This is a genomic window from Paracoccus sanguinis, from assembly GCF_900106665.1.
GTDB classification, from domain to species: Bacteria; Pseudomonadota; Alphaproteobacteria; order Rhodobacterales; family Rhodobacteraceae; genus Paracoccus; species Paracoccus panacisoli.
The window spans coordinates 47,707-61,534 of the sequence record NZ_FNNA01000007.1 but is presented as its reverse complement, the minus strand read 5'-3'; the positions used below and the strand labels follow the sequence as shown (position 1 = coordinate 61,534).

Below are 13,828 nucleotides of genomic sequence, written 5' to 3'. Positions count from 1 at the left end.
CGGCTCAGCGCAGCATCGGAACCGGCGTCTCGCCCGCGGCCGCGCGCATCGGACAGGCCGCGGGCGCGCCCTCGGGGATCGCCGCGGGGGCCGGCGCGGCGGCGCCGTCCGCGGGCGCGTGCTCCCACGCGACCATCGGCTGCATCCCGAGTTTCGCCAGCAGTTTCATGTCCTTGTCCTCGTCCGGGTTGCCCGCCGTCAGCAGCGTCTCACCCACGAAGATCGAGTTCGCGCCGGCGAAGAAGCACAGCGCCTGCATCTCGTCGGACATCTCGGTGCGACCGGCCGACAGCCGGACGTGGCTCTCGGGCATCATGATCCGCGCCAGCGCGATGGTGCGCACGAAGTCGATCGGATCGACCGGCGGGGCGTCGGCGAGCGGCGTGCCGGGGATCGGGATCAGCAGGTTCAGCGGCACCGAATCCGGCGGCTCGGGCAGGTTCGCCAGCGTCACCAGCATGTCCACGCGGTCCTGCGCCCCCTCGCCCAGGCCCAGGATGCCGCCCGAGCAGACCTTGATCCCGCTGTCGCGGACCACGGCCAGCGTATCCAGCCGGTCGGCGTAGCTGCGGGTCGTGATCACGTTGGAATAATGCGCCTCGGACGTGTCCACGTTGTGGTTGTAGTAGTCGAGCCCCGCCGCCGCGAGCCGCGTCGCCTGGAATTTGTCGAGCATTCCCAGCGTCATGCAGGTTTCCATCCCCAGCGCCTTCACGCCCTCGACCATGGCCACGATCTGCGCCATGTCGCGCTCTTTCGGCGACCGCCAGGCGGCGCCCATGCAGTAGCGCGTGGCCCCGGCGGCCTTGGCGCGGGCGGCCTCGGCGATCACCCGCTGCACCTCCATCAGCTTCGACGCCGACAGGCCCGAATCATGCCGCGCGGACTGGCTGCAATAGCTGCAATCCTCGGGGCAGCCGCCGGTCTTGATCGACAGCAGGCGGCTGAGCTGGATCCGGTTCGGGTCGAAATGCGCCCGGTGCACGGTCTGGGCGCGGAACAGCAGCTCCATGAACGGCAGATCGAAGATCTCGCGCGCGGCCTCGGGGGTCCAGTGCGGGCGGCCGGTGAGGGAGGGGGCGGTCGGGGCGTTCATCCGTAGCCTCGCAACATATGTTTGCAGGGGCGGGTTAGCAGGATTGACTGCCCCTGTTCAATGCCCTCGGGAAATGCCGCGCCGCGGGCCTGTCGCGGGCTTGTCGCGGGCCTGTCGCGGCGTTTGTCATTGACGCCGCCGGGCGCATTTCCTGTAATCCCCGCAAAACCAACGGGAGAGCTGACCATGACCCTGATGACCCGTCTTGCGGCCGGTGCCGCGGCGCTGGCGCTGACCTGCGGCGCCGCCGCGGCCGATCCGGCGCTGATCTTCGACCTTGGCGGCAAGTTCGACAAATCCTTCAACGAGGCCGCCTATCACGGCGCCGAGAAGTGGAAGACCGAGACCGGCGGCAACTACAAGGAACTCGAGATGCAGTCCGAGGCCCAGCGCGAACAGGCGCTGCGCCGGCTGGCCGAGACCGGGGCGAACCCGATCGTGATGACCGGCTTCGCCTTCGGCGACGTGCTGACCAAGGTCGCGCCCGACTATCCCGACACCCGCTTCGTCATCATCGACACCGTGGTCGAGGCGCCGAACGTCCAGTCGGTCGTCTTCAACGAGGGCGAGGGCAGCTATCTGGCCGGGATCGCGGCGACGAAAGCCTCGAAGTCCGGGACGGTCGGCTTCATCGGCGGGATGGACGTGCCGCTGATCCGCAAGTTTGCCTGCGGCTATGTGCAGGGCGTCAAGGCGACGAACCCCGACGCCAAGGTGATCCAGAACATGACCGGCACCACCCCCGCCGCCTGGAACGACCCGGTGAAGGGCGGCGAGCTTGCCCGCGCGCAGAAGGCGCAGGGCGCGGACGTGATCTATGCCGCCGCCGGCGGGACGGGCATCGGCGTGCTGCAGGCCGCGGCCGACGAGGGGATCCTGTCCATCGGGGTCGATTCGAACCAGAACCACCTGCACCCGGGCAAGGTGCTGACCTCGGTGGTGAAGGGCGTCGACAACTCGGTCTACGAGGCGTTCAAGGCCGGCACCGCGGTCGAGCCGGGCACCAAGGTCATGGACCTCAAGTCGGGGGGCGTCAGCCTCGCCATGGACGACAACAACAAGCCGCTGATGACCGACGAGATCACCAAGGCCATCGACGAGGCCTCGGCCAAGATCGCCTCGGGCGAGATCAAGGTCCACGACTACATGACGGACAACGCCTGCCCGGTCCAGTAAGTGACGCCGACCCAACCCGAGGCGGGGCCCGATCGCGGCCCCGCCCTGCCGACCGACCGGGGGCGCGCGGCCGCCCCCGGCACCCCGCCCGCCATCGAGCTGCGCGGGATCTCGAAATCCTTCGGGCCGGTGCAGGCCAACCGCGACATCTCGATGGTCGTCCCGCGCGGCACGATCCACGGCATCGTGGGCGAGAACGGCGCCGGCAAGTCGACGCTGATGTCGATCCTCTACGGCTTCTACCGCCCGGACGCCGGCGCGATCCTGATCGGCGGGCGCGACGCGGGGATCACCGACAGCCAGTCCGCGATCCGCGCCGGGATCGGCATGGTGTTCCAGCATTTCAAGCTGGTCCCGAACATGACCGTGGTCGAGAACGTCATCCTCGGGGCCGAGGACAGCGCGTTGCTCGCCCCCTCGCTCAGCCGGGCGCGCAAGGAACTGCGGCGGCTCGCGGCCGAATACGAGATGCAGGTCGATCCCGATGCGGTGGTCGAGACGCTGTCGGTCGGCCACCAGCAGCGGGTGGAAATCCTCAAGGCGCTGTACCGCCAGGCCGACATCCTGATCCTCGACGAGCCGACGGGCGTGCTGACCCCGGCCGAGGCCGATCACCTGTTCCGCATCCTTCGCGGGCTCAGGGACGAGGGCAAGACGATCATCCTGATCACCCACAAGCTGCGCGAGATCATGGAGATCACCGACAACGTCAGCGTCATGCGGCGCGGCGAGATGGTGGCGACGGTGCGCACGGCCGAGACCTCGCCCGAGCAGCTGGCCGAGCTGATGGTCGGGCGCAAGGTGCTGCTCAGGGTGGACAAGACCCCGGCCCGGCCGGGGGCCCCGGTGCTCGAGATCAGCGGCCTCAGGATGCGCGACCGGCACGGGGTCGAGCGGCTGCGCGGCATCGACCTGACGGTGCGGGCGGGCGAGATCCTCGGCATCGCCGGGGTCAGCGGCAACGGCCAGACGCAGCTGATGGAGATCCTCGGCGGCTACCCCGAGCCGGGCGCCCGGATCGAGGGGGCGGCGCGGCTGAACGGCGCGGGGCTGCCCCTGACCGGCGCGGATGCGGCGGCGCGCCGGCGCGCGGGCGTCGGCAACATCCCCGAGGACCGGCAGGTCGAGGGGCTGATCATGGACTTCGACGCGTGGGAGAACACCGTCTTCGGCCACCATCGCGACCCCGAATACCAGTCCGGCCTGCTGATGGACCGCGAGGCGATCCGCAGCCGCGCCGCTTGCCTGATCGAGCATTTCGACGTGCGCCCGCCGAACCCCGACCTCGCCGCGCGCAACTTCTCGGGCGGGAACCAGCAGAAGATCGTGGTCGCGCGCGAGATCGAGGAACGCCCGTCGCTGCTGCTCGTCGGCCAGCCGACGCGGGGCGTGGACATCGGCGCCATCGAGTTCATCCATCGCCGCCTGATCGAGATGCGCGACGCGGGCGCGGCGATCCTGCTCGTCTCGGTCGAGCTGGACGAGATCCTTGGCCTCTCTGACCGCATCGCGGTGATGTTCGACGGCCGGATCATGGGCGAACGCCTGCCCGACCGGACGACCGCGGGGGAACTGGGGCTGCTCATGGCGGGGGTGGACCCGGCCACGCACCGGGCCGATGAGGGGATCACGCCCGCGACCGCCCCCGCCGCTGCCGGCGAACCGCTCAAGGTGATCTCATGACCCGCCTGCCCCGCTGGGCCGACCTGATCCTCACCCCGCTGATTTCTCTGGCGCTGGCCTTCGGGCTGTCGGCGCTGGTGATCCTCGCCATCGGCCAGGACCCGTGGGAGGCGCTTCGGACGATGGTCACCGGCGCCCTCGGGTCGTCCTACGGCTGGGGCTACACGCTCTATTACGCGACGAACTTCATCTTCACCGGGCTCGCGGTGGCGGTGGCGGCGCACGCGGGGCTGTTCAACATCGGCGCCGAGGGGCAGGCGACGCTGGGTGGCCTCGGGGTCGCGCTGGTGTGCCTGTCGCTGCCCTGGCCGCACTGGGCGCTGGCGCTGCCCGCGGCGATGGTGGGGGCGGCGCTCTTCGGCGCGGCCTGGGCGTTCATCCCGGCGTGGCTGCAGGCCAAGCGGGGCAGCCACGTCGTCATCACCACGATCATGTTCAACTTCATCGCCGCGGCGCTGTTGAACTGGCTGCTCGTCAACGTCATGCGCCCGGCGGGCAGCATGGACCCGGCGACGGCGCGGTTTCCCGCTGGCACCACCCTGCCGACGCTGAGCGACATGGCCGCCGCCGTGGGGATGAGCTGGGGCCGCTCGACGCCCGCCAACATCACCTTTCTGATCGCCGTCGCCGCCTGCGTCCTCGTCTGGGTGCTAATCTGGCGCACCCCGCTCGGCTACGAGATCCGCGCCTTCGGCAAGTCCGAGCGGGCGGCGCGCTATGCGGGCATCTCGCCGGTGCGGATCACCGTGATCGCCATGCTGATCTCGGGCGCGCTGGCCGGGCTGATGACGATCAACAACGTCATGGGCGAGGCCGGGCGGCTGGTCCTGAACAACGTCGAGGGCGCGGGCTTCATCGGCATCGCCGTGGCGCTGATGGGGCGCAACCATCCGCTCGGCATCCTGCTCTCGGCGCTGCTGTTCGGGTTCCTCTACCAGGGCGGGGGCGAGCTCGCGCTGTTCTCGAACATCCCGCGCGAGCTGATCGTGGCGATCCAGGCGCTGGTGATCCTGTTCACCGGCGCGCTCGACAACATGGTGCGGATGCCGCTCGAGCGGCTGTTCGCCGGACGGTCGGGGGGGCGCGGGTGATGGACTACGCGACCGTCCTGCAGATCCTCGACAGCGCGGTGCGGCTGATGACGCCGCTGCTGCTCGCCTGCCTCGCGGGGCTGTTCTCGGAACGCTCGGGGATCTTCGACATCGGGCTGGAAGGCAAGATGCTGATCGCGGCCTTCGCGGCGGGCGCGGCGGGGGCGATGACCGGCAACCTGTGGCTGGTGCTCGGGGCGGCAATCGTGGCCTCGGGGGCGCTGGCGCTGATCCACGGGGCGACGGCGATCACCTTTCGCGGCAACCAGCTGATCTCGGGCGTGGCGATCAACTTCCTCGCCTCGGGGCTGACGGTGCTTCTGGGGCAGAGCTGGTTCGGGCTCGGCGGGCGCACCCCCTCGCTCGAGGCCGGGGCGCGGTTCCAGCCGATCACCCTGCCCTTCGCCGAGGCGCTGCGCGGCGTGCCGGTGCTGGGGCCGTTCTACGCCGAGGTCGTCTCGGGGCACACGCTGCTCGTCTATGTGGCCCTGGCGCTGGTGCCGGCGACGTGGTGGCTGCTCTACCGCACGCGCTTCGGGCTGCGGCTGCGCGCGGTGGGCGACAACCCGGCGTCGGTCGATACCGCCGGCGTCTCGGTCGTGCGGCTGCGCTGGACGGCGGTGCTGATCACCGGGGCGCTGTGCGGCCTCGCGGGGGCCTATCTCGCCGCCGGGCTCTCGGCCGGGTTCGTCAAGGAGATGACCGCCGGGCGCGGCTACATCGCGCTTGCCGCGCTGATCTTCGCCAACTGGCGGCCGTGGCGGGCGCTCGGCGCCACCTTCCTCTTCGGGCTGATGGAGGCGGTGGCCAACCGCTATCCCGAGATCGACCTCGGGCCGGTCACTGTCCCGTCCATGTTCATGCAGGCGCTGCCCTATATCCTGACCGTCGTGATCCTTGCGGGGTTCATCGGCCGCGCCACGCCCCCCCGTGCCGGAGGAGAGCCCTATGTCAAAGAGCGCTGAGCTGGCGCGCCTCGTCCGCGACCGCGCCGGGTCCGAGCCGCCGGCCTATGGGCTGGTGCTGGGCTCGGGGCTGGGCCACCTCGGCGGCATGGTCGAGGGGGTGGCGATCCCCTATGCCGACCTCGACGGGTTTCCCCATGCGGGGGTCTCGGGGCACGTCCCGCAGCTTTACCTCGGCCAACTCGAGGGGCGGCGGGTGGCGGTGTTCGGCGGCCGGTCGCATTACTACGAGACCGGGCGCCCCGACGCGATGCGGCTGCCGCTGGAGCTGCTGGCCGAACTCGGCTGCGACCGGCTGATCCTGACCAACGCCGCCGGCAGCCTGCGCGAGGACATTCCGCCGGGCGAATTGATGCTGCTCTCGGACCACATCGCCTTTGCCGGGACCAACCCGCTGATCGGAGAGCGCGACGAGCGCCGCTTCGTCCCCCTGACCGACGCCCACGACCCCGGCATCCGCGCCGACCTGCGCGCCGCCGCCGCGGCCGAGGGGGTGGCGCTGCCCGAGGGGGTCTATGCCTGGTTCTCGGGCCCGTCGTTCGAGACGCCGGCGGAGATCCGCGCCGCCCGCGTCCTCGGCGCCGACGCGGTGGGGATGTCCACGGTGCCCGAAATCATCCTCGGCCGCTTCCTCGGCCTGCGCTGCGCGGCAGTGTCGGTGATCACCAACATGGGGGCGGGGCTCTCGACCGAGCGGATCAGCCACGACCACACCAAGCAGATGGCCCCGATCGGGGCGGAGAAGCTCGAACGGGTGCTGCGGCGGTTCCTGCGGGACTGAGCGCGGCGCGGGGTGGCGCGCGCCTGCCGCCGTCGACACCCCGACCGGACGGCGCCGTGACGCCGGACGGATGGGGGGCGCGTGGGCAGAAGCCCACCAAATCCTGTGTCATTGCGTGACATTGGCGGGGGCGGTCGCTATATGATGCGGGTCAATCGCAGGATACCAGACGCATGACCGCAGTCCCCGCGGCGCAGCCCGAATACGGCGCCGATTCCATCAAGGTTCTCAAGGGTCTCGAGGCCGTCCGCAAGCGGCCCGGGATGTATATCGGGGACACCGACGACGGCTCTGGCCTGCACCACATGGTATATGAGGTCGTGGACAACGGCATCGACGAGGCGCTGGCCGGCCACGCCGACGTCGTCTCGGTCAAGATCCACGCCGACAGCAGCGTGAGCGTGCGCGACAACGGTCGCGGCATCCCGGTCGACAAGCACCCCACCGAAGGCGTCAGCGCCGCCGAGGTCATCATGACCCAGCTTCATGCCGGCGGGAAGTTCGACCAGAACAGCTACAAGGTCTCGGGCGGCTTGCACGGGGTCGGCGTCTCGGTGGTCAACGCGCTGAGCGACTGGCTCGAGCTGCGCATCTGGCGGGGCGGCAAGGAACACTACGCCCGCTTCGAGCACGGCGACACGGTCGAGCATCTGCGCGTCGTGGGCGACGCGGCGCCGGGCGAAAAGGGGACCGAGGTGCGCTTCCTCGCCAGCTCGCGCGAGCATGGCGGGACGGGCACGTTCTCGAACCTCGACTACAGCTTCAAGACGCTGGAAAACCGGCTGCGGGAACTCGCGTTCCTCAACTCGGGCGTCCGCATCGTGCTTGAGGACGAGCGCCCGGCCGAGCCGCTGCGGACCGAGCTGTTCTACGAGGGCGGGGTGCGTGAGTTCGTCCGCTACCTCGACCGCTCGAAGAACCCGGTGCTGCCCGACCCGATCTTCATCACCGGCGAGCGCGGCGGGATCGGGGTCGAGATCGCCATGTGGTGGAACGACAGCTACCACGAGACGGTCCTGCCCTTCACCAACAACATCCCCCAGCGCGACGGCGGCACGCACCTTGCGGGCTTCCGCGGCGCGCTGACGCGGGTCATCAACGCCTATGCCCAGTCCTCGGGCATCGCCAAGCGCGAGAAGGTGGACTTCACCGGCGACGACGCCCGCGAGGGGCTGACCTGCGTGCTGTCGGTCAAGGTGCCCGACCCCAAGTTCTCGAGCCAGACCAAGGACAAGCTGGTCTCGTCCGAGGTGCGGCCGGCGGTCGAGACGCTGATGAACGAGAAGCTGGCCGAGTGGTTCGAGGAGAACCCGACCGAGGCCAAGGCCATCGTCGGCAAGATCGTCGAGGCGGCGCTGGCGCGCGAGGCGGCGCGCAAGGCGCGCGAGCTGACCCGACGCAAGACGGCGATGGACGTGGCGAGCCTGCCCGGCAAGCTCGCCGACTGTCAGGAGAAGGACCCGGCGCTGGCCGAGCTGTTCATCGTCGAGGGTGACAGCGCCGGCGGCTCGGCCAAGCAGGGCCGGTCGCGCCAGAACCAGGCGGTGCTGCCGCTCCGCGGCAAGATCCTGAACGTCGAGCGGGCGCGCTTCGACCGGATGCTGTCCTCCGAGATGATCGGCACGCTGATCACCGCGCTCGGCACCGGCATCGGGCGCGACGAGTTCAACCTCGGCAAGCTGCGCTACCACAAGATCGTCATCATGACCGACGCCGACGTGGACGGCGCGCATATCCGCACGCTGCTGCTCACGTTCTTCTTCCGGCAGATGCCGCAGCTGATCGAGGCCGGCCACCTCTACATCGCCCAGCCGCCGCTTTACAAAGTCGCGCGCGGCCGGTCCGAGGTCTATCTCAAGGACCAGCAGGCGCTTGAGGATTACCTGATCGCGCAGGGGATCGAGGGCGCCAGCCTGCGCCTCGGCTCGGGCGAAGAGATCACCGGCGCGGACCTCGCGCGGGTGGTGGACGAGGCGCGGCTCGCGCGGCGGGTGCTCAGGGCCTATCCGACCCACTACCCGGCGCACATCACCGAGCAGGCGGCGATCGCGGGCGCGATGGTCGCCGGCGCGCTCGAGGCGGATGCGGGTGCGGTGGGCGCCGCGGTGGCCGAGCGGCTGGACATGGTAGCCGAGGAGTATGAGCGCGGCTGGGCGGCCCGGCCGACGCAGGACGGCGGCCTGCGGCTGGCGCGGATGCTGCGCGGGGTCGAGGAGAGCCGGCTGCTCGACGGGCCGATGCTGCGCTCGGGCGAAAGCCGGCGGCTGGGGCAGATGACCGACGCGCTGCGAGAGGTCTATGGCCAGCGCGCGACGCTGGTGCGCAAGGACCGCGAGCTGCCGATCATGGGCCCGCTGTCGCTGCTGGACGCGATCTTCGCCGAGGGCGAGAAGGGCCTGAACCTGCAGCGCTACAAGGGTCTGGGCGAGATGAATCCCGAGCAGCTGTGGGAGACGACGCTCGACCCCGAGGCGCGCACCATGCTGCAGGTGCGGATCGAGGACGTGGCCGAGGCCGACGACATCTTCACCAAGCTGATGGGCGACGTGGTCGAGCCGCGGCGCGACTTCATTCAGCAGAACGCGCTGAGCGTGGAGAACCTCGACGCCTGACGGCGCGTCGGGGGCTGGGCGGGACGCAGGCGGCCGTCCCCCACGTCGGACGGCGCCGACCGGTTGCATTTTAGCAACGGCGCGCTGTTTCCGCAGCCGCTGATCGTGTAATCCGAAACCGCGCCATCTATGCGGCGTTATCCACAAGTTCGTGTCCCGCGCCGTCGCTCCCTTCAGAATCGGGGGGATGTATGGCATGGGGTGTTTACGACCATCGCAGCGATCCCGGATCTCTGCTGTCAGTTTCAGGAGTCGACCATGCGCCACGCCCTTCCCCTCGTCACCGGGTTTGCCCTTCTCGCCACCGGCGCCGCGCAGGCGGGCGGTTTCGCCGCCCCCGTGGTCGAGGTCGAGCCGGTCGTCGCCGTCACCCCGGCCCCTGCGCCGGCCTGGCAGGGCGGCTATGCCGGTGTGGCGCTCGGGTATGCGTTCAACGGCGACGACCGGATCGGCCGCCGCGGCGCCGGGCTTGACGATTCGATCGGCACCGCCGAGCTGTCGGGTGTGAACCTGTCGCTGCGCGCCGGCTATCGCTGGCAGCGCAACAACTGGGTGGTGGGGCCGGAACTGTCGTACACCGCCGGCGACATCAAGGACGGCTTCGACTTCGGCGCCGGCGGCTCGTTCGAGTCGAAGGTGAACAACCTCTTCGCGGTCAAGCTGAAGACCGGCTACCTCGCGCGTCCCGACACGCTCGTCTACGGCATCGCCGGGTGGCAGACGGGTGATTTCACCTACAACTACAACGGCACCGACATCGACTATGACGCCGACGGCTATGTGCTGGGCCTCGGGGCAGAAAAGATGATCACCGACCGGATCTCGGTCACCGGTGAGTACGAGTACTCGAACTTCGGCAAGACCACGGTGGACCTGGGCGGCGGCGTCATCTCGAAGGCGACGCCCGAGCACTCGAACGTCAAGCTGGGCCTGAACTTCAAGTTCTGAGGTCGCCCGCATTGCACAAAGGGCCGTCGGCGTGAGCCGGCGGCCTTTTCGCATGAGCCGTCAGGCGCTCATCCGGCGCGGCAGCGGCACCGGCAGGGCGCGGTGGACGCAGGCCACGGCAAAGCCCTCGGCCACCCAGGCCCGCAGCGCCGGGTCGGCTGCGTCGAGGCCCCCGGTGTAGGCGCCGAACGCCGGCAGGATCATGTGATCGGGGCCGACCAGCAGCGCACGGCGACGGGCGCCGGCCAGCCGCAGGACCGGGTGGAAATGCCCGGCGATGTCCGGGCCCTCGCCTTCGGGCTGGTGGCGCAGCACCGCCCCGCCCAGCACCGCCTCGGGCGCGCAGCGCCCGGGCAGCCGCCCCGCCGCCGGACGCGGGTCGTGGTTGCCCGCGATCCACAGCCAGTCGCGCCCCACCGCCAGCGCCGCGATCCCCGCCCTCACCTCGGGCTCGAGCGCCTCGGCGGCGGCATCGTCGTCGAACCCGTCGCCCAGGCTGACCACGCAGGCGGGGTCGAGCGCCGCGACCTCCTCGGAGAGCCGCCGCAGCGTCTCGCGCCCCTCATAAGGCGGCAGCAGCGCGCCGCCGCGGCGGGCCATGCGCTCGGACTTGCCGAGGTGCAGGTCGGCCACGATGAGCCGGCGGCCCTCGGGCCACCACAGCGCGCCGGAACAGCGCGCCTCGAGCACCAGCCCGTGCCAGCGGAAGGGGAACCCCGTCACGGCCTGCCCTCAGTGCGCCCGCGGCACCGTGGCCGGGCGCGGGCCGCGCCGGGGCCGGCGCGGCGCCTCCGGGTCGCGCGACTTCAGCCCGGTCGCGGGGCGGTTCACCCCGTCGCCGATCCCGGCCATCCTTGCCGCCTCGGCCGGGTCGGCCGACAGCGTCAGCCCCGCATCTGCCATCATCGCCTCTGCCTCTGCCTCGGCGAGCCGCATCCGGCCCTGCCCGTCGATCCTGACCCGCCCCATCTCGAGCATGAGCGGCGCGGCCAGCGGCGATACCCGGTCCAGCATCCGGTGGTCAAGCCGGGGCGAGCGGTCCAGCATCTCCTCGATCCGGCCGAAGTCCACGAGGCCGCGGCCCGCCTCGATCGCGGTGATCCTGAGCAGCAGGTGGTCGGGGTCGTGGCGGCGCAGCGTGTCATACAGGATGTCGCTGGAAAACGTCGCCTGCTTGCCCGAGCGCCGCCCGCCCGGCAGGTTGCGCTGGATCAGCCCGGCGACGATGGCCACGTTGCGGAAGGTCCGCTTCATCACCGCGTTGCCGCCGAGCCAGTCGCCCAACCCCTCGCGCAGCGCGGCGCGGTCGAGCAGCGTTTCGGTCTCGGTCACCGGGTCCACCGACCAGATCAGCAGCGCGTAATCGGTGGCGAGGAACCCGAGCGGGCCCAGCCCCGCCAGCTCCATCGTCCGGGTCATCAACAGCCCCAGCGTCTGCAGCGCGTTGCGCCCGGCAAAGCCGTAGAGCGCGAAGTGCCAGCGCCCGTCATAGCGGAAGCTTTCCGACAGGAGCGTGCCGGGCTGCGGCAGCGCCGACTGCTCGGCCTGCAGCGCCAGCCAGTCGCGGGTGTCGGGGGGCAGCGCCGACCAGCGCGCGGGGTCCCCGATCAGCGCCAGCACCCGGTGGCTGAGCTCGGTCGAGGTCGCCAGCTTCAGCCCGTTGAAGGTGGCGATGCGCGGCTCCTTGTGGGGGTTCGGCGTGACCTCGATGCTGAGTTCGCGCAGCCCCTCGTACCGCACCGTCTGGCCGCCGATGAGGAAAGTGTCGCCGGGGACGAGGGTGGCGGCGAACCCCTCCTCGATCTCGCCCAGAAGGCCCTTGCCGCGCTGCCAGCGGACCTTCAGCGTCTCGGGGTCGATGATCGTGCCGATGTTCATGCGCAGGTCGCGGGCGGCGCGGGGATCGCGCAGGCCCCACAACCCGCCGCGCTGGACGAGCCGCTGCCAGCGGTCATAGGCGCGCAGGGCATAGCCGCCGGTGGCGCAGAAGTTGAGGCAATCATCGAAATCGGCGCGGGTCAGCGTGGCGTAGGGGCCGGCGCCCGCGACCTCGGCATAAAGCGCGTCGGCGTCGAAGGGCGCGGCGCAGGCGGTCAGCAGGATGTGCTGGCAGAGCACGTCGAGCGGCCCCGGCCCGCGCGGATCGCCGTCCAGATCGCGGGCCCGCACGGCCTCCAGCGCGGCGATGCACTCGATCACCTCGAAGCGGTTGGCGGGCACGATGCGGGCGACCGAGGGGGCGTTGTAGCGGTGGTTGGCACGCCCGATCCGCTGCACCAGCCGCTTGACGTTCTTCGGCGCGCCGACCTGGATCACCAGATCGACGCCGCCCCAGTCGATCCCGAGATCGAGGCTGCCCGTCGCCACCACGGCGCGCAGCGCACCGGCGGCCATCGCCGCCTCGACCTTCTGGCGGGCCTCGCGCGAGAGGCTGCCGTGGTGCAGGCCGATCGGCAGGTTGTCCTCGTTCGCGGCCCAGAGCTGCTGGAAATAGAGCTCGGCCTGGGCGCGGGTGTTGATGAAGACGATGGTGGTGTTGGCCCCCCGGATCGCCGCGAGCACCTCGGGCACCGCGTAATGGCCGTTGCCGCCGGCCCAGGGGGCGGGGCGGGCGGTGGGGAGCATGGCGATGTCGGGATCGGGGCCGGGGTCGGCGTGGATCACCTCGGCCCCGCCCATGAACCGGGCGAGCGCGGCGGGGTCCTCGACCGTGGCGCTGAGGCCCGTGGCGCGCAGGCCCGGGGACAGCGTCCTGAGCCGTGCGAGGCCGAGCATCAGCTGGTCGCCGCGCTTCGATTCGGCCAGCGCGTGCAGCTCGTCCAGCACCACCCGGCGCACGCTGCCGAATATCTTCGGCGCCTCGGGGTAGCTGAGCATCAGCGCAAGGCTTTCCGGCGTGGTCAGCAGAATCTGCGGCGGGTCGGTGCGCTGCCGGGCGCGGGCAGCGGACTTGGTGTCGCCGGTCCGGTCCTCGACCCGGATCGGCAGGCCGAGCTCGGCCACCGGACGCGCGAGGTTGCGCCCGATGTCGGCGGTCAGCGCCTTGAGCGGCGAGACATAGAGCGTGTGCAGCCCCGTATGCCCCCCGGCGAGTTCCACCAGCGACGGCAGGAACCCGGCGAGCGTCTTGCCGCCCCCGGTCGGCGCGACCAGCAGGCTGTCGCCCGTCGTCTCGAGCAGCGCGAGCTGGTGCGGGTGCGGCGCCCAGCCCTGGCGCGCGAACCAGTCTTCAAAGGCGGGGGGCAGGCTGGTCACGCCGCGCCCCCGTCATCCGCCGGACCGGGGGCTTTGCGCCCCCGGACCCCCGCAGGATATTTGTCGTCAGGAGAACTTGGGGCGTCCGCGCGCCCCGCGGACCGTTCCGCACCGTCTGTCTGACCCAACTCGGGCACCTCCGCCCCTCCGGGCGGCTGGGCCTCGTCGCGGCGCTTCTTGCGGCCGTGGCGGGTGCCGGCGCGGGCGGTCTCGGCGTCGAA

Annotated in this window: 10 protein-coding genes; 7 read left to right on the top strand and 3 right to left on the bottom strand. The window is 70.9% G+C overall.

Annotated elements, in window-relative coordinates:
* Positions 1-4 precede the first annotated feature (4 nt).
* Complete coding sequence (gene bioB / locus BLW17_RS15375) at positions 5-1,096, bottom strand: biotin synthase BioB (RefSeq protein ID WP_081969145.1); 1,092 nt, start codon at positions 1,094-1,096, stop codon at positions 5-7.
* Between the two features lie 186 nt (positions 1,097-1,282).
* Between bioB and BLW17_RS15370 the strand changes: the two genes are divergently transcribed.
* From BLW17_RS15370 to BLW17_RS15340, 7 genes are all read left to right on the top strand, one after another.
* Positions 1,283-2,272, top strand: a complete 990-nt coding sequence (locus tag BLW17_RS15370; RefSeq protein WP_036733916.1) for a BMP family lipoprotein — start codon at positions 1,283-1,285, stop codon at positions 2,270-2,272.
* A 45-nt stretch (positions 2,273-2,317) separates the two neighbouring features.
* Positions 2,318-3,955, top strand: a complete 1,638-nt coding sequence (locus tag BLW17_RS15365; protein WP_052176408.1) for an ABC transporter ATP-binding protein — start codon at positions 2,318-2,320, stop codon at positions 3,953-3,955.
* Complete coding sequence (locus BLW17_RS15360; RefSeq protein WP_036733918.1) at positions 3,952-5,046, top strand: ABC transporter permease; 1,095 nt, start codon at positions 3,952-3,954, stop codon at positions 5,044-5,046. Before BLW17_RS15365 ends, BLW17_RS15360 begins: the two co-directional genes overlap by 4 nt.
* Positions 5,046-6,011, top strand: coding sequence for an ABC transporter permease (locus BLW17_RS15355; protein WP_036707720.1), 966 nt, complete (start codon positions 5,046-5,048; stop codon positions 6,009-6,011). The genes BLW17_RS15360 and BLW17_RS15355 overlap by 1 nt, the downstream gene beginning before the upstream one ends.
* Positions 5,995-6,792: a purine-nucleoside phosphorylase gene (locus BLW17_RS15350; protein ID WP_036733920.1), complete on the top strand. Its 798-nt coding sequence runs from the start codon at positions 5,995-5,997 to the stop codon at positions 6,790-6,792. The genes BLW17_RS15355 and BLW17_RS15350 overlap by 17 nt, the downstream gene beginning before the upstream one ends.
* A 173-nt stretch (positions 6,793-6,965) precedes the next feature.
* Positions 6,966-9,404, top strand: coding sequence for a DNA topoisomerase (ATP-hydrolyzing) subunit B (gene gyrB / locus BLW17_RS15345; RefSeq protein ID WP_036733922.1), 2,439 nt, complete (start codon positions 6,966-6,968; stop codon positions 9,402-9,404).
* A 258-nt stretch (positions 9,405-9,662) separates the two neighbouring features.
* Complete coding sequence (locus BLW17_RS15340; RefSeq protein ID WP_036733924.1) at positions 9,663-10,352, top strand: outer membrane protein; 690 nt, start codon at positions 9,663-9,665, stop codon at positions 10,350-10,352.
* A 60-nt stretch (positions 10,353-10,412) separates the two neighbouring features.
* Here BLW17_RS15340 and pdeM read toward each other — a convergent pair whose 3' ends face one another.
* Complete coding sequence (pdeM, locus tag BLW17_RS15335; RefSeq protein ID WP_036733926.1) at positions 10,413-11,075, bottom strand: ligase-associated DNA damage response endonuclease PdeM; 663 nt, start codon at positions 11,073-11,075, stop codon at positions 10,413-10,415.
* 9 nt (positions 11,076-11,084) lie between these two features.
* Positions 11,085-13,607, bottom strand: coding sequence for a ligase-associated DNA damage response DEXH box helicase (locus BLW17_RS15330; protein ID WP_083388389.1), 2,523 nt, complete (start codon positions 13,605-13,607; stop codon positions 11,085-11,087).
* Between the last annotated feature and the right edge of the window lie 221 nt (positions 13,608-13,828).

Bases quoted from the DNA above. Each gene is read 5' to 3' on its own strand.
- bioB (WP_081969145.1), bottom strand. From the start codon at position 1,096: ATGAACGCCCCGACCGCCCCCTCCCTCACCGGCCGCCCGCACTGGACC.
- BLW17_RS15370 (WP_036733916.1), top strand. From the start codon at position 1,283: ATGACCCTGATGACCCGTCTTGCGGCCGGTGCCGCGGCGCTGGCGCTG.
- BLW17_RS15360 (WP_036733918.1), top strand. From the start codon at position 3,952: ATGACCCGCCTGCCCCGCTGGGCCGACCTGATCCTCACCCCGCTGATT.
- BLW17_RS15355 (WP_036707720.1), top strand. From the start codon at position 5,046: ATGGACTACGCGACCGTCCTGCAGATCCTCGACAGCGCGGTGCGGCTG.
- BLW17_RS15350 (WP_036733920.1), top strand. From the start codon at position 5,995: ATGTCAAAGAGCGCTGAGCTGGCGCGCCTCGTCCGCGACCGCGCCGGG.
- gyrB (WP_036733922.1), top strand. From the start codon at position 6,966: ATGACCGCAGTCCCCGCGGCGCAGCCCGAATACGGCGCCGATTCCATC.
- BLW17_RS15340 (WP_036733924.1), top strand. From the start codon at position 9,663: ATGCGCCACGCCCTTCCCCTCGTCACCGGGTTTGCCCTTCTCGCCACC.